This window comes from Iodobacter fluviatilis, assembly GCF_004194535.1.
Lineage (GTDB): Bacteria > Pseudomonadota > Gammaproteobacteria > Burkholderiales > Chitinibacteraceae > Iodobacter > Iodobacter fluviatilis_A.
In genome coordinates, this window is the sequence record NZ_CP025781.1 from 3,785,087 (window position 1) to 3,806,442 (window position 21,356).

Genomic DNA, 21,356 nt, shown 5'->3' on the forward strand with positions numbered 1-21,356 from the left:
TTAAAACCGGGGGAGCTTGCCCCTCTCTGTTTTGAGCTAGGACTGGCGTTTTGCTTTATTGAGCAAACTATCCAGTACCCGCGCAAAATTTTGCCTGTCTGCAGTGCTCATGGCGCTTGGGCCGCCGGTATCGATGCCGCTGGCGCGTAAGGTATCCATAAAGTCACGCATATTCAGGCGCTCGCCGATATTCTCTTTACTTAAACGCTCACCGCGTGAATCCAACACTAAGCCCCCTTTGGCAATCACATCAGAGGCTAAAGGAATATCCGAGGTGATAATCAAATCACCCGCTGTGCATCGCTCCACAATGCGGCGATCCGCCACATCAAAGCCTTGTTCCACCACCAGTGATTTTAAAAAAGGTGAGGCGGGTGTTTGAATATACTGGTTGGCAACAAAAGTGCAGATCACTTCGCAGCGCACCGCAGCGCGAAATAAAATCTCTTTAATCACCTTGGGGCAGGCATCGGCATCGACCCAGATTTGCATGATATAAACCTATTACTGATGTTAAAAAAAATGGTGTTTACCCACAAAAAACATCAAAGAAGCCGTTGAAAGCAATTTACGATGCGCTTGGTATTTCAATTGAATTGTTCGCATCATTTTGGTGTATTTTGTAGCGGATGTTTTTTGCAGATTATAGCGCGTATGCTGGCAGGCAAAATAGTTGCTGCTCACCTGCTGGTGCGTTTAAAACCTTCCTCATCTTTTTTTACTGTGTAAATGACCTCTAATAACGATCTCTATCAGGCGATAGAAAGCGCAGAAATTGCGCTTAAACGCCAAAAATTAAAACAGGCCAAATTACTGCCACTGGCTTTATTGCTGTTTTTTGCTGTGGTATTTGTGATTGCCACGATATACAAATCGCGCTATCCGTCGCTGGCTTATCTTTGCGCATTTGCTGAGGCCGCGATGGTGGGCGCGCTGGCGGATTGGTTTGCGGTGGTGGCATTGTTTCGTAGGCCGCTTGGCTTGCCGATTCCGCATACGGCTATTGTACCCAGAAATAAAATGCGTATTGCCGATAGCCTTGGTAGTTTTATTCAGAGTAATTTTTTATCGCCCGAGCGCATCGTTGGCAAACTCCGCGAATTTAATCCTGCCTTAAAAATAGCCGCTTGGTTAAATCAAAAAGAAAACGTGCGCCACGCGGCTAATCTATTAGTGAGAATGCTTTCCTATAGCCTAAATACGCTCCATGACGGGCGCTTATTGGTATTTTTAAAAAGCAATATGCTCGCAGAATTACAGCGTATTGATATCAGCAAATTCAGCGGTCATGTTTTAGAATCTTTAACCCAGAATGGCCGCCATCATCATGTATTAAATGAGGTGTTGCATGAGCTGGATAAAATCCTAGGCCGAATTGAAACGCAGGAGACACTAGCAGAAGTGGCTGCGCATGAAATTTCATTTTTAAAATATATGGCGCTGGATAAAGTTGCTAGCAAATACCTCTCTGAAAAAATGCTGGCGGCGGTGCAAAAAGAATTGCGCGCCATGCAGGAAAACCCGCAGCATCATTTGCGCTTGCAATTTGATGGCTATATAGCGCAGTTTATTGAAAGGCTAAAACACGATGCAGAGTTTAAGCAAAGGGGAGACGTGATTAAAAATGAATTACTTTCTCATCCTGCGCTAGGTGAATATATTGAAACGCTGTGGAGGCAATTACTCACTTGGCTGCATAGCGATTTGCACCGAGTGGATTCCACTATTCGTGCCAATATCGTTACTTTGGCCGCAACACTGGGTAAAAAACTGCAGGAAAATGTGGAAATACAACAGTGGATTAACGCCCAGATAGAAAACGCCGCACCGCCGGTGATTGAAGAATACCGCGAAACAATCGGCGTATTTATTAGTGATCAAGTGAAAACTTGGGACGAGCAATATATGGTGGAGCGCATCGAATTAAATATCGGTACCGATCTGCAATTTATTCGCGTGAGCGGGACTTTGGTGGGGGGCTTGGTGGGGCTGATTATTTATGTGGCGGCGGGGTATTTGGTTTAATAGGCTAGGCATAAACAATAAGGCGGAATAGCCTGCGCCTTATTGTTTAATTGTAGTTGTATTACTGAGGACTTTGTTCGTTTTGAATTAAGTCTTCATAGAAAAGGGAAATAGTGGTTTGGATATAAGGCAGAAACCATAAAAACCCAATGCCGCAAGTTATGATTGAAAGTAAAAACCAACCTAAAAATCGAAAGTGAAGATAGCATAGCTTCCAGCGGTTGCCATACATCAACGCTTTACTACGATTAAGCGTTGCCATAATGTCTAATTCTGGCTGATCACGGCGCACATAAAACACCAGAGCATAGGAATAAGCGGCCATTATTCCAGGAATAATCAACAATATCATCCAAAGGATAATCAGCAATAGGGTAAGCAGGTAGGTGAGGAGTGATGGAATAAACTCTGTAAAACCTTTGGCCAATAAATTGGTATCGACTTTTTGCTCACGAATAATCGCTAAATAAAAATAAGTAAAGCCTAGGGCAACAGGGCCTGAAACCAGAAGGCTTAAAGCGGCGGGGATGACTCCAGGCTGATTGAGTATTGCAAAGACAATGATGTACACAAGGCTGACTAAAACCGGCGTGGTCCATTTGCCACGTAAAATATCCCGTGCTTGGGTCATAAGGTCTTGGTTACTGATGTTGCTAACGGCAATCATTTGCGTGTCCTTTTTTGATGGCTTTTTGTAACCAATCGCTGTGATTTTTGGTAAGAAAAGAACAAGCGTATCATAGTGATAAAACCGAGTTCAGACCACGATTAATTTCGTTTTTATTTTGATTTATTATTTGTTTCTAACTGTGGTATGCCCCGTCTTTCTTACGTTTCTTTGCTAGGTATTTCCAATGAAAACCACAAATGTGCTATTCGTTGAGTTGTAGTCACTTGGTGCCGAGGAGTTTGAATACCCCAACAGCTGGCTGCACATCTGCTCGATTGAAAAAACTAGGCCGTTAATCAAGTGGATGTAAAGCGTGCTGCTCATCTCAAATCTTGGCCCGCAGGCTTGGCGATTATGCGAATTTAAAAGAGGCTGATATGTGTAAAATCTTAATGAAAATACCGAAATGCAATAATGGATCAAACCCCAGTGCGAACGCGCACCCCACTCATTATTGAAAAATACTGCGAAACAATCGGTATCTTTATCTCCGACCAAGTTAAAACATGGGACGAGCAATATATGGTGGAGCGCATCGAATTAAATATCGGCACTGATCTGCAATTTATTCGCGTGAGCGGGACTTTGGTGGGCGGATTAGTGGGCTTGATTATTTATGTGGTGGCGGGGTATTTGGGGTAGGCAATAGATGTAGATGTGTAAGTTTTTATGTTGATTGTTTTTAATTAAGTTACAATTTTCTTTCGTAAAAGTTTTGGTGCACTGTGCTTGGAAAATAAAGTGGTGCGCTGCCCGCCAGATGATGCCCAAATCAGTATGAAGTCGCCATGTGCTTGGATATAAGTAGGAAAGGTGTCGGAGGGGCTGCTTATAAACACAGGTAAACCAAATATGCACCTGGATAGGTGTTTGTTTTACATCAGGAGTCGCGATCACAAATGATACAGCCCCAAGAGTCGCGAGAAGTCGCCGGCCTCCTAAAGTTCTTCGCCAAGCAGGAATATCTTGAAGACTTCCTTCGTGGGAAGCTGTACTGCAATACTCCACAGCATTACCGTGACTCTTACAGCGATGGAGTCTCTGACGATTTCGACGCCTGTGTTGCCTACTTCAATCCTAATAAACGAAGTCATCTTCCTCCAATAGCCCAAATTGACGGCAAGCTGTTGGATCTCTCTGAAGTCGAGTCGCTGATGGTCTTCACAGAGGACGATATGCATGACGCGCATCTGCAATGTTGGTGCGCGTTGGAGAAATGTGCGCCAACACCTGAGAACCTCAACTTACTAAGTAGAGACCTTTCCCGGCTTCAACAAGAATCGGGCGGGCTGTACGTCTTCTTGCCTAGTCGCAACATCGAAGCGTATCGCCAACAAGTTGAGAGTCATTGCTCAGAAGGTTTCATTAGTAATTTTGTTCAATACACCGAGGATTGGACGAGGCGTGGAATGTTTGGAAAGCGGGTTCGTTATGCCTATCAACGCGAATATCGGTTCGCCTTTGGACGCCTACCAAAGGGTCACGTTGCTCATCGCGTCATTGAGGTGGGTGACCTCTCTGAACTTGTTGAAGTCTGCCCACCCCTAGTCCCTTTAATTCAAGCCTTGTTTTTCCTCGTGTAACTCTGTGTCCTTCGTGGTTCAAGATCTGGGTTTCCGTTGAGGATTAAAATAACTAGGGACAGACCATGGTTTTTCCCAAAAAACCAGTATTAAATGCCTGATCTCTACCTTCAAATGCCATTGAAAATGGGGGGTCGCGAATGGCGAATAGAGAGGGGAGAAACAACATATGGCGGCCATCTAGCCGCCATTGTTTTATGCCGCAGGTATGGCGTTTAATTTAATGCCTAGCCCATGCAAGAGTTTCATAATTGTTTCGTAACGAGGCTTGCTGTCCGGTGCAAGTGCTTTGTATAAGCTTTCTCTACCTAATCCAGAATCTTTAGCGAGTTGCGTCATGCCACGGGCGCGAGCCACGTCTTTGATGGCAAGTAAAAAAACATCGCTGGATCAGGGGCTGCAAGTGCTTCAGATAAATAAGCACTGATGGTTTTTTCATCGTCAAGATGATCTGCCACATCAAAGGGGGTAAAGGTAGTCATGATTTATTCCTCAAGGCTTGCGGCCATAAACTTAGCACGCTCAATGTCGCGTGATTGTGCAGATTTATCACCACCTAGTAGCAATAAATAAATCACTGCACCACGCCGGGTAAAGTAAACACGGAAGCCCGGGCCATCATCGATCTTCATTTCGGATACCCCGCCACCAACTGACTCACCGTCGCCATTGTGCCATTCGTGGCGCGGCGTATGCGTTGCAATATTTTGGCTTTGCCCAATTTGTCTTTTACAGAGGCCAGCCAAGTATTGAATTCATCAGAGCTGTTGGAATGTTTCATTGATTGGGTGTATTCGATTGGATACGGAACGGCAAGCTAAGTGGATCGATGGATGTCGTAAATACGCAAGCCGAATGCTCGAATGATAAGCCGCTTGTGACTCAACGGCGCAATGCCTGCGGCGATTGCGCCCTAAGTTTATTCCACCGATTAATCAGCCACCTTCAAAACCTCATAACACGCGCCCATGGTGTGGTAGTCGGTTTTACCGGCTGGTGATTTATGGGCGTCTATTTTTTTATTATCGGGGCTGAGCACGCGGTACCACGCGCCGTGTTGGTGGTCTACGAAGTGCGCCCAGCTGTAGGCCCAGATTTTGTCGTAGGCTTGCCAGTATTTTTCATCCCCTGTGCGGTCTGCCAGCAGGGCGGCGGCTGCGAGGGATTCGGCTTGCACCCAGAAGTATTTATCCTCATCGTATGGCTCGCCGTCCAAGTCGTAGCCGTAGATCAGCCCACCGTGTGCTTCGTCCCAGCCGGATGACATGGCGGTCTCAAACAACGCTCGGGCGCGCTCTAGGTGCCAAGGCTGTGGGGCGTGGCGGTCTAAAATGAGTAGCAGTTTGGCCCACTCGGTTTGGTGGCCGGTTTGGATGCCCCAAGGGCGGAAAATGTTGGTCTTGTTGCCCTTGTTGTATTGCAAATTGGGCGTCCAATCAGTGCGGAAATGCTCCCAGATTGCCCCGTCGGTTAAGGCCGCTTGGCGCTGGGTAAAGTTGGCGGCCAGTAGTTTGGCCCGCTCTAAGTAGCGCGCTTCGCCGGTGGCTTCAAAGGCGGCCAGCATGGCTTCGCAGCCGTGCATATTGTCGTTTTGGCCGCGATAATCATCCAGCACCCAATCACTACTGGCTTCGCTGGCATAAACGCCGTATTCGGGTAGCCAGAAATGCTGCTCCATGGTGGCGAAAGTCTCGCTAAGCCATGCGTTTGCTTCATCCATGCCACATTGAATGGCGCAGCTGTAAGCCAGCATTACAAAAGCTAGGCCATAACAATGGTTGGTGGCGTCCAGAATTTCGCCGTTTTTAACTTCCCATGCGTAGCCGCCAGTTACTGGGTTGAGGTGCGCTTTGCGGATGAAATCTATGCCGTGCCTGACGCGTGCTTGATATTGGGCGTCACCGAACTGCAGCCACGCCATTGCATTATTAAAAACAAAGCGAGTGGATGAAACCAGATGGCGCGTTTCACTATCGTAAACCGTGCCGTCATCCCTATAAAAATGATAAAAGCCCCCATTAGTATCGACCGAGATTGGGTCATAAAAGGCCATGGTATGGCGGATGTGCTTTAGTAAGAATTCTCGTGTACGGAACATGACTCAATCCTTCTTTAGTAATAAATGGGGGCGGTTTTCTGCCAGCTTGCTGATCAGCTCACCCAATAGGGTGTTGGCCCATGCAAACCAGCTGCGGGTAAAGCGGGCGGGCTGGTCTGCCGCAAAAAATTCGTGCATTAGCCATGTGTTGGCGTGGCTGGTTTTTAGCATCTGCAGGCAGTGGTGGATTTCATCGTCTGATCGCTAGCAGCCTGTCGGACTTAGACGGTCGAAGCGAAAAATCGCATGATCGAGACCAGATTTTGCCGGATTTGCAGCGCCAATAACGAGCTATTGGTCAAAAATCTGGTGAAATATAGGCCGATCAGGTGATTTTGCAGCTGATTGATGTTAAGTCCGACAGGCTGCTAGATAGGGGAGTGATAACAGGCTGGGGATATTGGCGTCGTCCATCAGCAGTACACTGCCATAGCCGTCTACCTCAAAGGCATAGACTACGCCATGTTTAGGGTGCTGAACAATGGCACATTGTTGCAGGGCCACGGCCACTTCATCGGCGAGCGCTTCATTGGCTGGCAAAGGCGCTATCGCCAAATAGCGCGCTGAGCATATCAGAGAGCTGGCGTAGGCTAACAACAGCAAAAAATTAGATGGCACCAGAAAAGGAAAAACGGTGGCGTCGTCTGATGGCCTAAACATCGATGCAATCAGCCCCACTGGTTTGGTTGAATTGCCCCAGCCATCACAAGGTAGGGTATTGGCCTGCTAACTGCCGCTGCGGGTAAAAGAGTAGGGGCTATCAGGTAGATTGTTTACAGTTTTAAACACCACCGTGGTATCGAGTGTATTGGGGTAACACTGGCTAAATAGTTTTTGTAAATCAAGATCGCTGATCTGGCTGCTGCTTTTCTGAATATGGACGGCAACGGCGGGGCTATTGAATTTTTGTGCTAGCAAGGTAAGCCTCGGGTAAAGAGGCGGAGTTAAGGCGGAGTAATAAACTTAAATCGAGGAATAAAATAGCAGGGCGCAGCGAGCCGCGCCCCTAAGATATTAAGACGTGGCTTAATGCGTACCCGCTAGATGATGGCTGACTTTGTGTTTACGTAAGCGTGCTGTGACTTTCCCTTCTGCATCTGTGGCAAATAAGACAGCTCGCTGGCTGGCCAACGTTAGCGAATACACCATATTGTTGGCTTTATCACTAAAGCTGATGGCCTCTTCCTGCCCTGATTCATTCACCAAAATCCACAAAGCGCCTTGCTCAAAGCTGAGCTTTTGTGCAAACACGCCTGGTTGCTCGCCAGATAGCCAGTGAAACGGTGCGCTGATACCGGCCCAGTCCATCGCGGCTTGATAAAGTGCTAGTAAGGGCTCGGTGCGCTCGTTCATTTCTAAGGGTAGCGGGCACCAGAGCAGATTGCCGCTGGTTTGCAATTGTGTGCTGGCGTTGCCTTTGCAAAGTTTGGCTATTTTGTTACCACCAAAACTGGCGCGGTATTTTTGGCTACCGATATGAAGCACTTCTTCGCGCTGCAAATTGCAGGTCGCGGATTCGCTTAATAGCGGTGAGCAGCGCTGCCAGTAGGCGTCTAAATCGCAGGGGCCGGTGAGTAGGATGGGCGTTTTGCATTGCTGTATCCAGTCTCGTGCGGCTTGTGATAGGGCGTGTGGGCTGGGGATGATGATGAGCTTGGCGGGGGCGTGGTCTAGATCGCTGAGTTTATATTCGCTGATGGCGCGTACCGGCATTTTTAGCTCGTATTGCATCACCCGCACCAAGCGTTGCGTGGCTTCTAGCGCAAAGCGGCGGTTGCCGTAATCGTTGCTAAAGGGGTAAATTACCGCGATGTCTTCAAGCTGACGATTTTTCATAAGCGGAGCAAGGGTTTTAAAGAAGCTGCCGTAATCTTCACTGATCATGGCTTCTGGTTTACGCGTGCCATCGGCGCGGCATGCGCCGATATGCGATTCGTTGATGTTATCCATGTGGTAGTTGATATTCCACAGCCACTGCACCGCCCCTGCTCCGCCATTGATAAAGGCGTAAGCATATTTGCGCTCTAGCATATAGGCCAGTTCGGTTTCGCTGCGCTTACTGCGCCCATTGGGGCTTTCGATATGCATGATGCCGGTTTCTTGCACCAGGCTTGGTTTGTTGGGCGTTTTGCTGAAAATACTATCCCATGCTAAATCGTCGTTTAGCCACCAGCTATGCACATTGGTGTAATCCACTTCGTCAGCAAAAAACATAGGGGAAGGACGCTGCATGCCCAGTGCCTCGTCTTGCCCCACGGTAACCAGCCGCTGTGGTGCAATAGCGCTGAGCGTGCTGCGTAAATCGTTTACCCAACGTTTGTGCATGGCCTGAGTAAATAAGGTGTAATCCAGCCAGATGCCGTGTTGCTTGGGTGAAATCTCGGTGGGATTAAATGCCACTTCCTGCGCGTTTGGCGGGAGTACAGTATGCCAGTCGGGTAGCGAAGTAGGGCTTTGCCCCCAGCGCTGTTGCCAGATGTTGATGTCGCTATGTTGTTGTTGCAACCAGTTCCTAAAGGCGGCAATTTCAACGGGATCTTGCACGCTGCGCGGCCCAAGAAAAATCTGCTCTGGGTTAAACATCGAAGGTTCGTTGATTAAATCCCAATGCACATAGCTGGTGTTTTTATGGCGGCTAACAATGGCGCTGATAAAGCGTTTTTGCGCGGCAATGGCGCGTGGGTCCAGATAGGGGTTATGGCCTTCCCATGTCTCTGGGGTAAAAGTAAAAAAGGTAAAGCAGGTTTCTAGATTGTGGCGCTTGGCGCAATGCAAGAATGCATCAATGGCACGTAAGGCGGCTTCTTGGGCGTGCCCGTCAGCAAACATAATCTGCCGCCAAGCCGTCCAGATGCCCGTGCGAATATAGTTAATGCCCATGCGGGCAAATTCGGCCATGTCCTCATCCCAAGCTGCGGGGTTGGGTAGCTGCAAAAACTTGCGATGCACATCGCTGGCCATGTAAGTCATGCCGACAATCGGTACGGGTTTGCCGCCACGGGTAAAGTAATCGCGTCCAGCAGAAAGTGGCTGGCCTTCTTCAAGCAGGCGGTGATCGCGCCCCCAAAAGCCTTGGCGCATTTCGCGTACTTCACCAAACGCTGAAATCGCCTTGCAATGGATGGCGTAATAGCCATGCAAAATCACCGTCGGCAGGGTACTGCGGTGAAAGACCGGCCCGTTGATATGAGTCGTTAGCGCCAGTGTTTCTTGCAGTATGACTTTGCCTGCGTAGCGCGTAGTAATCTCTATTTGCCATTGACAGCAGGCATTGGGGCGCAGCGCTTCAAGCTGCAAGCTGTATGTAGGCACTTCGCTAGGGTAGTAGCAGGCAAAGTCTGGCTTGATCCAGATCTCGGTTGTGCCTTTGGCACAAGATTTGGCCCAATCGAGCAGCGCTTCACCACCGCCTTGCTCCCAAAATAAGGCGCTGCTGTCGATATTGGCAAATAGCCAGCGGCTGCCTGCAAATATGCCGCGATGATTTTCGATTAAGACCACTGGGGCAGCAATAGCGCGCCCAGCAGTATCATTGGCGGTAATTAATGGATAAATACGGGCATCCATCGGCCCGCTAGAGCTAGATTCTTTAGGGCAGTCTTTATGCTTGGTCGGCATTAATACAAAGCCGCAGGTGCTGGCTTGGGCTTGGAAAAGATGGGTTTTATCGGCAAGGAGCGGGTATTCAGTGCCGGCTTCAATGCTTTGTGCATCGCTATTATCAATAGCAAGCATTTCATGGATGTTTAAATCTTTAAACAAGGGGCAGGGCTGGGAGAAGGGCATATTGCCCAAGCTGACTAAATTACCGCCATTTTGTAAAAAATACAGCAATGCAGGCCAAGCATTACTGGGAAAAAAAGGGCCGTGGGTGTTAACGAAGCAGCTGCCGTGCGATGCGCTGCTTAGCGCATTAATCAAGGTATTGCTGTCTGCTAGCGTGCCGTATTCTTGCCAAAGAGCCAGGTCTTCTTGTTGAGGACGCTCGCCGTGGTAGGCTCGTTTTTCATCGTAAAAAAAAATGGCACTCATGCGTTTTCCTTCAGCAGGTTTTGTACTTTGGCAGGGGATGGGGCAAATGCACCTGAGTATTGGCAAGCGGCTACCGCACTGGCCGCAGCAAAGCGGGCATGCTCTTTTGAGCTGGCTTGCGGCTGTGTGAGTAAACTAGTCAGCCACTCACCCATACTGGCATCTCCAGCCCCCACAGTATCGATTACATTTACCTTGTTTGCGGGGGCAAATTGCTTTCTACCCTTTTCTATCAGTTGTAACCCCTCTGCGCCTTGTGTATACAGAATGCTGGCATGGCCCGCCCATATACATACTTGATTAAGTGCAATTTCAACGGGGGTATCGGGCATAAGGTGGAGGAGGTCTTCGTCAGATAGTTTTACGTAATCAGCCAGCCCTAGGGGCTGTTGGCAGGGCCGTTGGGGAGTTTGCATGGGAAATCCTGTGCTTTTTATGCATCCAGAGAGAATTGATGAGTAGGCCTAATATGTTTTAATTTCAATGGCGTATATATTGGTAGTGATTTAAAAAATATCAAAGGAAAACGAATGAAAACTGTATTTTTAATTACTTTGTTGTTAACGGGTGCAGTAAATGCAGAAATTTACAAATGGAAAGATGATGCGGGTGTCATGCATTATTCTGATCAGCCCCCTAAGGACAATAAAGCCGATATCGTAAAGACCAAAGATTTACCTGTGAATTCCATCGCTGGGGCACGTAAAGAGGCATCTGCCGCCAGTGGTGTGGCGATTAAAGCGAGCAGCCCCGCAGCTGCAAGCGTGCCGGTGGTCGCCAAGGGTGAAAAAGATGAAAAAGCTTGTAAAGAAGCCATGGCGCGATTAGGTTATTTACAAGGAACAAAAAAGTTTTCGAGTGTGAATGAAAAGGGCAAGCTTGAATTTATGGAGTCGGCACAAAGGAAATCTGAAACCAGTAGTGTTGAGGCCAGTATTAAGCGTTTTTGCCCCTAGCAGCCTGTCGGACTTAAGCGATCGTAGCGAGGGAAAGACCGGTTTGAGACAGATTTCGTGGGTTTTTGAGGCGAATAGCTGGCTATTGAACGAGAAAATGCGTGAAATATAGCCAAATCCGGCTTTTCCGTAGTAGATCAAGTCTTAAGTCCGACAGGCTGCTAGATAGTAAGCTCAGTATTCATTATTTTAAAACCGCCCATTTGAGGCGGTTTTTTTTGTCACTCGTGTCTAAAATTACAATTTTATGCCTTATTCTTTCTTTATTCTTTCTATATTATTTTTATTTTGTGTGAATCTAGAAAGTTTTAGGTTATATATTGCAAAAATCCTTTCGTCTAGCTATCTAGAAAGACAGTAGTCTTTTGTTGCTCAGCTTTCATGAATTTTCTTTTGACCGTTTGCGGCTGTTTTTTTGCAAAAGCATGGTTTTTGTCAGTTTTAAGTAATGCAAAGGAGAATGAATATGCATGAAAATACCAGCCAAACATCGATCAAAGATGTGATGCGCTTGCATGATATTGACGAAGTAGATCTTGAAGTGGTGCGTAAATATGGGGCCTTGGTGATGCCAAGGATGTCCGAGTACATTACTCATTTTTATGAATGGATGCGTGAGCTGCCAGAGTACCAAGCACTGATGGCTAACGATGAGGTTAAAAAACGCGCACAAAGTGCCCAGCTTAACTACTGGAAAACTTTTTTTTCTGCACACTTAGATGAAGCCTATCTTGAAGATCGCCGTCGCCTCGGTGAAACCCATGCGCGGATTGGCTTATCACTGCCTAGCTATTTTGCAGGAATGAATTATTCCTTTGTATTGTTTACTAAGAAATTGTATGACGGTGGTTTATTTAGTGAAGAGTACGGCAAGGCCGTGGCTGCCATTACAAAGTTATTGCATTTAGATACCACCATTGTAGTGGAAACGTATAGCAGATTAATTAATGAGCGCATTAATGATCAAAGCCGCGCATTAATGGAGATGTCCACGCCGGTCACGATGATTTGGCAGGATATTTTAATGCTGCCAGTGGTGGGGATTATTGATTCCAAACGGGCACAAGACATTATGGCGGCGATCTTGTTGAAAATTTCTGAAACCCGTGCCCGTGTTTTTATTATGGATATATCGGGAGTGGCGATTGTGGATTCTGGAGTGGCAAATCACTTAATTAAAATCACCAAAGCCACGCGCTTGATGGGCTGTACTAGCCTGATATCAGGGGTATCTCCTTCTATTGCGCAAACGATTGTGCATTTGGGAATTGATATTGAAGGGATGACCACACACGCCACGCTGCGTGATGCCCTAGAGCAAGCTTTTAAGAGTGTAGGGATCAGGATGAAGCGAATTGATGAGGCTTAGGGGGCGATAATGGATGAGCGTGAATCGGGGGGAGGCGTCGCTATTTCTGTGGTGGAAGATGCTTTACTTGCCTGCGTGCAGAGTGATTTGCGGCCCTCTACGATGATCGCGCTGCAAAGCAAATTATTGCAACAGGTCATTAAAGTAGCTGCGAAAGGGGTGATGGTTGATTTGTCCGAAGTAGACGCATTGGATGTGGATGGGTTTACAGCCTTAGTCGATTTAACGCAGATGCTAAAAATTATGGGGGCAAAAACTGTTTTTATCGGCTTTAGGCCAGGCGTGGTTGCCGGTTTAGCGGCGTTAGATAGTGATTTATCTGCGCTGCGTGGCTGTCAGACTATTCGACAAGCATTGGATTTACTACATGAAACCTAGCATGGAAATGGCCACGGTTTGGCGAAACATTCGCAACGACGCAGATGTGGCCATGCTGGTGGCCTACACTTTTACTTTGGCCAAGCGGTGCGGATTTTCACCCGTTGCCGTCACTGAAATTACGACGGGCACTTCAGAGTTGGCCACCAATATTGTGAAATACGCAGGAGAAGGCGTGATGTCTTTTTCTTGGGTGGTGATTAAAAATCATGAAGGCCTTGAGGTAATGGCTGAGGATAGGGGCCCAGGGATAAAAAACATAGAACTTGCTATGTCTGAGCATTACAGTACCAAAGGAACATTGGGGTTGGGTTTGCCTGGGACGCGTCGTTTGGCGGATGAATTTGAGATTAGCTCAGAGTCAGAAATGGGAACTCGTGTCTTGTTTCGTAAATGGAAAAACTAAGCCATGCACTTTGAATATGCACGTTGTTTGCGGCCTTGTTTTGGCGAAGTGGTGTGTGGTGATGGCACTTTTATCAAGCAAATGGAACATGGCGTGCTGGTCGGTATTTTGGATGTGCTGGGCCATGGGCCAGAGGCGCACGAGCTGGCTAGATTGTGTGAGCAGTGGCTAGAAGAAAACAGCAGTGAAGATATTGAGCTGATGCTTAAATCCTTGCATGAGCATATTCGTGGATCACGCGGAACGGCCATTACGATGGCTTTTTTAGGTAATGATGGTAATGCTAAATGCGTAACTATAGGCAATACGGTGATGCGTAAATTAGGCAAGGATTGCTATACCTTTCCTGCGCAGGCGGGCACTTTAGGCATTATTTTACGCAGTATGCGCATCGAGACGTTTAGCTTTAGAAGTGACGATGTGTTTGTTTTGGCGACGGATGGTATACAGGAACATATTGCTGCGGATGATATTTTGCTAGAGCGCAGAAATACCTTGAACCAGATGGTTGCAAATTTGCTAAGCCGTTTCGGTAAGCTTTATGACGATGCCACTTGTCTGGCGATAAAGTGCACATTATGACTGAACTTGGCGTATTGGATCTGCGATCCGAAGAAAGTGTTTATATTGCCCGCGATAAACTGCGCCGCGCTTTAGCCTGCCTTAATCTTAATCGAATGCGCAGTGATTTCCTTTTAACGGGGTTTTACTCCCTGTGCCAACTGGTGCGTCAATCAACCGTCACCCATTTCTTGTCGTTAAGCATGGAAAGCGAGTCGCTGTGCTTTATAGTGCAGTCAGAAAGGGGCTTGGTCACACATTCGCTTGCTGCGTTTTTTGATGTGCAGCAAAATATATCGGCTGGTAAGGTATTGTTGGTGTTTAAAATTGGTCATCAAGATCTTGATGCTATTTTGCAGGTTAAAAACATCATTAGTGAGCAAACGCGTGATGAGCTGATGTCAGTGTTGACGATAAGCAATGCCGAGTTGGCCTCGCATAAACAGGGGCTAGAGCAAGAAGTGGATCGCCGTTCAATGGCCTTGCAACAAAGTGAAATGCAATCAAAAGCGGTTATTGAGGGCGCGCCGATTGCGGTTATCTTATTAGATAAAGATTGCTGTGTGACGGATTGGAATCGTGCTGCCGAGTTAACTTTTGGGTTTTCTCCTTCAGAAGTCATCGGTTTAAAGTTACAAAGTTTGATTCATATTGAAGGCGATGGTGATTTACCTTTGGTATTAGAACGTGGTTTGAGCGAAGCCACGTCACGCATTACCACTGCACGTTTTTGGGAATTACTGGCCAGAAATCGCTCAGGCAGTTTATTGCCCATTGAAGTCGGCATGACGGTATTAAATATGGATGGGCAGTATAGTGGTACTTTATTTGCCCGCGACATTAGTCAGCGTAAAATAGTAGAGCAAGAATTACAATTAGCTAAATCTAAAGCAGAAGAAGCCGCATTGGTTAAATCAAATTTTTTGGCCAATATGAGTCACGAGATTCGTACGCCTATGAATGCGGTAATTGGTTTATCTCATTTGGCATTAAAAGCTGAAATGTCGGCTAAGCAGCGTGATTATCTATCTAAAATCCACCATGCAGGAACATCACTACTGGGGATTATTAATGATATTTTGGATTTCTCTAAAATTGAAGCAGGCAAACTTAATATTGAGCTCGCGCCCTTTGATTTGGAAACAGTATTAAATAATGTATGTACCGTAACCACGCAAAAAGTATTTGAAAAAGGTCTAGAGTTTGTGATTCATCACCCAGTGGATATTCCGCCTTTTTTATTGGGGGACTCGCTGAGGCTGAGCCAAATTATGATTAATTTGGTTAATAATGCAGTTAAATTTACTGAATCTGGTGAGGTAGAAATTACCATTCAATGTATTGAAAAAAACCAAGAACACACGCAATTAGAATTTAGAGTCAGAGATACCGGTATTGGGATGACTCAAGAGCAATTGGGTAAATTGTTTATGCCGTTTACTCAAGCAGATAGCAGCACTACGCGCAAATTTGGTGGTACAGGTCTGGGCCTTTCAATTAGCAAAAGGCTGGTTGAGTTAATGGGCGGGCGGATTTGGGCTGAAAGCGAAAGTGGTGTAGGTAGCCAGTTTGTTTTTACGGCTTGGTTTGGTGTTGAGCATAAAGAAATTAGAAAACGTGCGATTCCCGCTGAAATTAATAATATGCGTGTGTTGGTCGTCGATGATCATGAACACGCACGTTTAGCTATTATTGAAGTATTAAAACGTTTTTCTGTAAGAATTGAGCATGTGGGCTCTGGGCAGGGCGCTGTGGAGCTGTGTGTGGCGGCCAATCAAAGGGAGGATCCATTTGGTTTGGTTTTGCTTGATTGGCAAATGCCGATGATGGATGGCGCACAAGCGGCGCAAAAAATTCAAGAAGCGCTACATGAACGTGCTCCTAATTTAGTGATTGTGACGGCGTTTGATCGTGAAGAGATTTATATTCAGGCGCAAGCGCTGAATATCAGTGCCATTTTAACGAAGCCCGTCAATGCCTCGGCTTTGACGGATTGTTTGGTTTCTATTTATGCCCATGATGATGTGGCAGATACCCGCTCTGCGCCTAAAGATGAAGTCGAGTTAGGCTTAAATGGTATGCGTGTATTGCTCACTGAAGATAACCCGATTAACCAACAAATTGCCACGGAATTGCTCGCCACGGTGGGGGTGGATGTGGTGGTGGCGAATCACGGTAAAGAGGCTTTAGATAAACTGGGGCTACATGGTGCCCACTATTTTGATGCCATTTTGATGGATATGCAGATGCCGGTTATGGATGGTTATGAAGCATCAAAACATATCCGTGCCGATGTGCGTTATAACCATATTCCACTCATTGCTATGACGGCCCACGCCATGGTGGAAGAACGGGCGCGTTGTTTGGATTTAGGAATGAATGACCACGTTTCTAAGCCAATTGATCCTATGCAGTTTTTTGAATGCTTGAAACATTGGCGTGCCACCAAGCCTAATGGTGCTAACAGCATAGAGGCGCCCATTCCTGTGCTTGCAGACGTGGTGGTAGAAGAGCGTGCCGTGCCAACTGCGGCTTCTATTGCCCCCCTTGCCGCGCCGGCTTCAGAATCTAGGCCTGCGCCAATAGAGCGCAAAGAGCTAGATGTAAAAGTAGGCTTAGGCTATGTACTCAATAATCCGTCCTTATATTTAAGGATGCTTAAGCAATTTTGTAGTAGTGAAACAGATTGCGTGAAAAGAATTCATCAGGCTTTAACGGCTAATGAGCTAGAGCCTGCATTGCGCTTTTCTCACACCTTAAAGGGCCTGAGTGCGACTCTAGGTGGAACCGCTGTTTCTGATATCGCTGGGCGAATTGAAAAAGTCATTTCCCATGGTGGTGGATTGGGCGAGGTAAAAGAAGATTTACTGATTTTAGATCAACACATCATTGTATTAATGGATGAGGTTAAAAACTATATCGATGGCGAAGATCCTTTTGCTAACGCGCCAGCGCCATCTTCAAAAGGAATGCCAAAGCAAGAGTTGCAGAATTTATTAAATTGGTTAGAGCGTTTGCTGCAAGATATGGATGCAGAAGCTTTAACGGTCATGGGGAAATACGGGGATTCAATGGCAGATGCATTTGATCCATCTGAATTTGCTGCATTTAGAATTGCTTTAGAGAAGTTTAATTTTAGTGATGCTTTGCCTATTCTTCAAAAAATGCAAAAAAGTTTAGCGGTATGATGAGTCTGCATCGGTGCTATTTATTATTTAATAATACTTATAGGGTTGTTTGACATACTTGCGCGCCACAAATATCTAAAATCCGCTAAAGATCTTTTCTCCCTTATATCGTTGTGCCTCCTTTTTTAGTGACTTTTCCTTCTAGTGCACGTTGACGGCGGATTTCCTTAGGATCGGCTAATAATGCGCGGTAAATTTCAACTCTATCTTGCGCTCTTAATACAGTATCAAGCTTGCAAGCTTTAGAAAAAATACCAATTTTGTTCACGCCAAGGTCGATTTCATGGAAGAAATCTAAAATCCCTGAAGCACGAATAGCTGCTTCGGCATTGCTACCTGCAGGTACTTGCACTGTCATTAGTTTTTGCACGGCGGGGGTGGCGTAGACCACTTCAACTTTGATTAACGCACTCATGCTTGCTTATCTGCCTGTTTGATAAATGCATCAACAAAGGTGCTGGTAATTTTATTAAAAACTGGGCCAATAATCATTTCTAAGCTGCGGCTAGAGAATTCATAATCCAGCTCGAATTCCACCTTGCAAGCGTCTTCCATTAGTGGGGTAAAGCGCCATACACCGTGCAGGGCTTTAAATGGCCCATCCACAAATTGCATATCAATATGATGCTTGGATTTAACGTCGCGGGTGCGGAAAAACGAGGTTACCTTTAAAAACTCAATTTTTACCGTGACATCTAAAATACTATCGCTGCGCTCATGCACTACAACGCCGCCGCACCAAGGTAAAAATTTTGGGTAATCCTCTACGCGATCAACCAAGTCAAACATGCGATCAGCGGAGTGGGTGACTAAAACTGTTTTATGAATAGACGGCATAACATTTTCTGCGCTTTACGAGGTGGCGTGTCATTTCGCCATTGAGAGTGCGAATAGCGTAAAATGCCGAGCTTCCAGCACGCCACATTAGATAGATAAAATGACTGAGCATCGTAACCTTGACCACGCCATGACGCAACTTGAAAACATCCGCATGCCGCCGCATTCGGTTGAGGCTGAGCAATCCGTATTGGGTGGTTTGATGCTGGATAACAGCTCTTTCGATAAAATTGCCGATACCCTGTTTGAGGCGGATTTTTACCGCGATGATCACCGGCGCATCTTTGCCGTGATCGCTAAGCTGGTTGAACTGGGCCGCCCGGCCGATGTGATTACCGTGGCCGAAGCGCTGGATACCCACGAGGAATTATCCTACGTAGGCGGTTTGGCTTATTTGGGCTCCTTGGTACAAAACACCCCATCTGCAGCCAATATCCGTCGTTATGGCGAGATTGTCCGCGAAAAATCGGTGATGCGTCAGCTTGCATCTGTGGCTACCGATATCGCTGATGCGGCTTATAGCCCTAGCGGGCGTGAAGCGTCGGAGCTTTTAGATCAAGCTGAATCAGCCGTGTTTCAGATTGCCGAGCAGTCTTCACGCGGGCAAAAGGGTTTTATCGGCATGCCGCCGATTTTAAAAGAAATTGTTGAGCGGATTGATCATCTGTTTCAGCAGGATAATCCATCCGAAGTCACCGGCGTGGCAACAGGATTTTTAGATCTTGATCGCATGACTTCTGGCATGCAGGCGGGTGATTTAATTATTGTGGCGGGCCGCCCTTCCATGGGTAAAACGGCGTTTTCAGTGAATATTGCCGAGCACGTGGGGATTGAACTTAAGCTGCCAGTGGCGATTTTTTCTATGGAAATGGGCGCAACCCAGCTGGGGATGCGTATGGTTGGCTCGATCGGGCGGATTGATCTGCACAAGCTTAAAACCGGCCGTTTTGAAGATGAGGATTGGGTGCGCCTCACCCACGCCGTGGGCCGCATGAATGAAGCGCCGATTTTTATTGAAGAAACCGGCTCACTAACTGCCTTGGATATCCGCACCAAGGCGCGACGTTTAGCGCGGCAATGTGGTGGCCAGCTTGGGCTAATTGTGATCGATTATTTGCAACTGATGGCTGGGCGGGCAGGGGCAAAGGATCAAAACCGCGCGACTGAGCTGGGCGAAATTTCCCGTGGTTTGAAATCATTGGCTAAAGAGCTGAAAGTGCCGATTATTGCACTCTCACAGCTTTCCCGCTCGGTAGAACAGCGCACCGATAAGCGCCCAATGATGTCAGATTTGCGTGAATCCGGTGCGATTGAGCAGGATGCTGATTTGATCTTGTTTATGTACCGCGATGAATATTACAACCCAGATACCCAATTTAAAGGCCTTGCCGAATGTATTATCGGTAAGCACCGTAATGGCCCTGTGGGCAAGATTCCACTGGTATTTGTTGGCCAGCATTCGCGCTTTGAAAACGCGCTGGTCCGTCCAGATGGCTGGTCGAGTGATCTTGAGTAAAAGGTGAGCAGGGCTGGCAGAGATGCCAGCCCTTGTGGCACTAAAGCCAAAAAGACCTTTTTAGTGCCTTCGGCATGTTGATTTAGGTGCGGGCGTCCGGCTGGACCTTCCTTTCTTGCGTCGCCAAGAAACGAAGCCAAAGAAGGCGACCTCTAAAACACGAAAGCCCCTCGCTGCGGACAATCGGGGTGGCGTCAATTCAACTCGCTACGCTCAAACACGAATTAACGACGGCTCCACCGCGCTTGTTCCTCGCTCGGCGTGTTTTCAGGGGAGGGTAAAAGCCCCGTGTGCAGAGCGTAGTTGTTGTGTTTTTTCGTTGTTTGCGGATGAAAAAACAAAGTGGCTAGCACATATGGGGTTGCAGTCGCCCTACGCTGCTATACAACTATGCTGCCACGCCCCCGGTTCCAAATGCCTCAGCATGAATCCGCTCCGCACTCACCCCCATGGTTTGCAATGATTTGATCTGGGCTTGCATAAACGCTAGCGGCCCACAGATGTAGTAATCGGCGTCCGGTAAAATCGCTGAGTCGGCAATTTTAACCAAATCTACATAGCCAAGATGGTCGTGGCTTAGATCTGGGCAGGCCTCACCATAAAAAAACACTTTTTCTAGGTTAGATTGTTGAGTTGCCAGTTGATTTACTGCGTTTTTAAAAGCATGCACTTCGGCATTACGGCAGCCGTGGACAAAGCGCACGGCTCGATCGCTGCTAGTTTTAACGATATGTTTTAGCATGGATAGCATTGGGGTAATGCCCACACCACCGCTAATCAAGACTACGGGGGTTTTGCGGTCTTGATGCAGTACAAAATCACCCGCTGGCGGTGCTAAATCAATCACATCGCCAACATTCACCGTGTTGTGCAGTAGATTAGATACTTGGCCAATGATATTGCCGATTTGCTCACGTTTTACTGAAATTCGCAGGTAATCGTTGCCTGGCGCATCAGACAAACTATATTGGCGCGGCTGCATTAGATTCCATTCTGGCACAAACATTCTGACCGAAATATATTGCCCCGGCGCGTAGTCCGGCACGCTGCCGCCATCGGCTGGGCGTAAATAAAATGAAGTGATCTCGCTGCTTTCTACTTCTTTTTTTGCCACCACAAAGCCTCGCCAGCCGGTCCAGCCGCCTTGTTTAAACGCCGCTGCGGCGTATAGCTGCGCTTCTTCGGCGATGAGGACGTCCGCTAGCTGGCCGTAGGCGGCCGCCCAAGCGGTAATTAATTCATCGCTTGCGGCTTCACCTAGTACTTCACGAATAGAGGCAAGTAAGTGGTGGCCCACAATAGGGTAGTGCTCTGGGCGAATCCCAAGACTGATGTGTTTATTGGCAATGTGGGTGAGTACCGGTGCCAGCACGCTTGGATTATCAATATGCTCGGCGTAGGCCGCTACTGCCATCGCTAACGCTTGCTGCTGTGCCCCGGATTGCTGATGACCTTCGTTAAAAATTTGTTTTAGTTCGGGGTTGTACTGAAACATCCGTGCATAAAAATGAGTGGTTAAGGCAACGCCGTGTTGTTTGAGAATGGGCGCTGTGGCGTGAACTAAATCGCGGCTCTTGACGTTAAGCATTGGTGTATCTCTCGATCTATTTTTAAATGTGCATTTAATATACCAGTTTTTGGCGAGATTTGTATAGGGAGGAATCCACTTGCAAAAAATCGTGTGGGTTTGCTATGTGTTCATGTTGATTGAAATTTGACCCAGAGCTGGGCGTTGCT

At 47.1% G+C, this 21,356-nt stretch carries 24 protein-coding genes; 10 read left to right on the forward strand and 14 right to left on the reverse strand.

The genetic code is table 11. The features are described from left to right. Positions 1 to 36 precede the first annotated feature (36 nt). A complete protein-coding gene (locus tag C1H71_RS16770; protein ID WP_130107583.1) occupies positions 37 to 492 on the reverse strand; it encodes a YaiI/YqxD family protein in 456 nt (151 codons plus the stop codon). Positions 493 to 729: 237 nt separating this feature from the next. Here C1H71_RS16770 and C1H71_RS16775 point away from each other — a divergent pair, with 237 nt between their 5' ends. Continuing rightward, a complete protein-coding gene (locus tag C1H71_RS16775) occupies positions 730 to 2,025 on the forward strand; it encodes a DUF445 domain-containing protein (RefSeq protein ID WP_130107584.1) in 1,296 nt (431 codons plus the stop codon). 61 nt (positions 2,026 to 2,086) lie between these two features. On the opposite strand, the gene C1H71_RS16780 is transcribed toward C1H71_RS16775, so the two are convergent. Then, on the reverse strand, positions 2,087 to 2,692 hold the full coding sequence (locus C1H71_RS16780) for a DUF975 family protein (RefSeq protein ID WP_130107585.1): 606 nt from the start codon (positions 2,690 to 2,692) through the stop codon (positions 2,087 to 2,089). A gap of 417 nt (positions 2,693 to 3,109) precedes the next feature. On the opposite strand from C1H71_RS16780, the gene C1H71_RS16785 reads away from it, so the two are divergent. Together C1H71_RS16785 and C1H71_RS16790 are read left to right on the forward strand one after the other, a co-directional pair. Further along, positions 3,110 to 3,337: a DUF445 family protein gene (locus tag C1H71_RS16785; protein ID WP_130107586.1), complete on the forward strand. Its 228-nt coding sequence runs from the start codon at positions 3,110 to 3,112 to the stop codon at positions 3,335 to 3,337. A 257-nt stretch (positions 3,338 to 3,594) separates the two neighbouring features. Beyond that, a complete protein-coding gene (locus C1H71_RS16790) occupies positions 3,595 to 4,278 on the forward strand; it encodes a hypothetical protein (RefSeq protein ID WP_130107587.1) in 684 nt (227 codons plus the stop codon). 195 nt (positions 4,279 to 4,473) lie between these two features. Here the strand turns inward: C1H71_RS16790 and C1H71_RS21115 are convergent, their stop codons facing one another. From C1H71_RS21115 to C1H71_RS16830, 9 genes are all read right to left on the reverse strand, one after another. Further along, complete coding sequence (locus tag C1H71_RS21115; protein ID WP_262488315.1) at positions 4,474 to 4,617, reverse strand: addiction module antidote protein; 144 nt, start codon at positions 4,615 to 4,617, stop codon at positions 4,474 to 4,476. Beyond that, complete coding sequence (locus C1H71_RS21120) at positions 4,614 to 4,760, reverse strand: hypothetical protein (protein WP_223145903.1); 147 nt, start codon at positions 4,758 to 4,760, stop codon at positions 4,614 to 4,616. The genes C1H71_RS21115 and C1H71_RS21120 overlap by 4 nt, the downstream gene beginning before the upstream one ends. Before the next feature lie 3 nt (positions 4,761 to 4,763). Beyond that, positions 4,764 to 5,024, reverse strand: a complete 261-nt coding sequence (locus C1H71_RS16800; protein WP_262488316.1) for a type II toxin-antitoxin system RelE/ParE family toxin — start codon at positions 5,022 to 5,024, stop codon at positions 4,764 to 4,766. Between the two features lie 185 nt (positions 5,025 to 5,209). Then, entirely contained in the window at positions 5,210 to 6,376 is a 1,167-nt protein-coding gene (locus C1H71_RS16805; RefSeq protein WP_130107588.1) for an AGE family epimerase/isomerase, read from the reverse strand. 3 nt (positions 6,377 to 6,379) lie between these two features. Then, on the reverse strand, positions 6,380 to 6,565 hold the full coding sequence (locus C1H71_RS16810; protein ID WP_262488467.1) for a glycoside hydrolase family 125 protein: 186 nt from the start codon (positions 6,563 to 6,565) through the stop codon (positions 6,380 to 6,382). 162 nt (positions 6,566 to 6,727) lie between these two features. Beyond that, the gene (locus C1H71_RS16815) at positions 6,728 to 7,054 is read right to left on the reverse strand and encodes a glycoside hydrolase family 125 protein (protein ID WP_130107590.1); all 327 of its coding nucleotides are present in this window, start codon (positions 7,052 to 7,054) and stop codon (positions 6,728 to 6,730) included. A gap of 48 nt (positions 7,055 to 7,102) precedes the next feature. Next, positions 7,103 to 7,294, reverse strand: a complete 192-nt coding sequence (locus tag C1H71_RS16820) for a hypothetical protein (protein ID WP_130107591.1) — start codon at positions 7,292 to 7,294, stop codon at positions 7,103 to 7,105. Between the two features lie 108 nt (positions 7,295 to 7,402). Then, on the reverse strand, positions 7,403 to 10,408 hold the full coding sequence (locus C1H71_RS16825) for a beta-galactosidase (RefSeq protein ID WP_130107592.1): 3,006 nt from the start codon (positions 10,406 to 10,408) through the stop codon (positions 7,403 to 7,405). Continuing rightward, the gene (locus C1H71_RS16830) at positions 10,405 to 10,824 is read right to left on the reverse strand and encodes a PfkB family carbohydrate kinase (RefSeq protein ID WP_130107593.1); all 420 of its coding nucleotides are present in this window, start codon (positions 10,822 to 10,824) and stop codon (positions 10,405 to 10,407) included. Before C1H71_RS16830 ends, C1H71_RS16825 begins: the two co-directional genes overlap by 4 nt. Positions 10,825 to 10,938: 114 nt before the next feature. On the opposite strand from C1H71_RS16830, the gene C1H71_RS16835 reads away from it, so the two are divergent. The 6 genes from C1H71_RS16835 (at position 10,939) to C1H71_RS16860 (ending at position 17,266) form a co-directional block, all read left to right on the forward strand. Beyond that, a complete protein-coding gene (locus tag C1H71_RS16835) occupies positions 10,939 to 11,364 on the forward strand; it encodes a DUF4124 domain-containing protein (protein WP_130107594.1) in 426 nt (141 codons plus the stop codon). A 466-nt stretch (positions 11,365 to 11,830) separates the two neighbouring features. Beyond that, on the forward strand, positions 11,831 to 12,733 hold the full coding sequence (locus tag C1H71_RS16840) for a protoglobin domain-containing protein (protein ID WP_223145904.1): 903 nt from the start codon (positions 11,831 to 11,833) through the stop codon (positions 12,731 to 12,733). Between the two features lie 9 nt (positions 12,734 to 12,742). Beyond that, complete coding sequence (locus C1H71_RS16845) at positions 12,743 to 13,111, forward strand: STAS domain-containing protein (protein WP_130107596.1); 369 nt, start codon at positions 12,743 to 12,745, stop codon at positions 13,109 to 13,111. Beyond that, positions 13,101 to 13,517: an anti-sigma regulatory factor gene (locus C1H71_RS16850; RefSeq protein ID WP_130107597.1), complete on the forward strand. Its 417-nt coding sequence runs from the start codon at positions 13,101 to 13,103 to the stop codon at positions 13,515 to 13,517. The genes C1H71_RS16845 and C1H71_RS16850 overlap by 11 nt, the downstream gene beginning before the upstream one ends. A 3-nt stretch (positions 13,518 to 13,520) precedes the next feature. Next, entirely contained in the window at positions 13,521 to 14,099 is a 579-nt protein-coding gene (locus C1H71_RS16855; RefSeq protein ID WP_130107598.1) for a SpoIIE family protein phosphatase, read from the forward strand. Next, complete coding sequence (locus C1H71_RS16860) at positions 14,096 to 17,266, forward strand: response regulator (RefSeq protein ID WP_130107599.1); 3,171 nt, start codon at positions 14,096 to 14,098, stop codon at positions 17,264 to 17,266. The genes C1H71_RS16855 and C1H71_RS16860 overlap by 4 nt, the downstream gene beginning before the upstream one ends. Positions 17,267 to 17,369: 103 nt before the next feature. Here the strand turns inward: C1H71_RS16860 and C1H71_RS16865 are convergent, their stop codons facing one another. Beyond that, positions 17,370 to 17,681: an RnfH family protein gene (locus tag C1H71_RS16865; RefSeq protein WP_130107600.1), complete on the reverse strand. Its 312-nt coding sequence runs from the start codon at positions 17,679 to 17,681 to the stop codon at positions 17,370 to 17,372. Next, positions 17,678 to 18,103: a type II toxin-antitoxin system RatA family toxin gene (locus tag C1H71_RS16870; protein WP_130107601.1), complete on the reverse strand. Its 426-nt coding sequence runs from the start codon at positions 18,101 to 18,103 to the stop codon at positions 17,678 to 17,680. The genes C1H71_RS16865 and C1H71_RS16870 overlap by 4 nt, the downstream gene beginning before the upstream one ends. A 100-nt stretch (positions 18,104 to 18,203) precedes the next feature. Between C1H71_RS16870 and dnaB the strand changes: the two genes are divergently transcribed. After that, the gene (gene dnaB, locus C1H71_RS16875) at positions 18,204 to 19,619 is read left to right on the forward strand and encodes a replicative DNA helicase (protein WP_130107602.1); all 1,416 of its coding nucleotides are present in this window, start codon (positions 18,204 to 18,206) and stop codon (positions 19,617 to 19,619) included. Between the two features lie 388 nt (positions 19,620 to 20,007). Here the strand turns inward: dnaB and hmpA are convergent, their stop codons facing one another. Beyond that, complete coding sequence (gene hmpA / locus C1H71_RS16880) at positions 20,008 to 21,207, reverse strand: NO-inducible flavohemoprotein (protein WP_130107603.1); 1,200 nt, start codon at positions 21,205 to 21,207, stop codon at positions 20,008 to 20,010. Positions 21,208 to 21,356 lie beyond the last annotated feature (149 nt).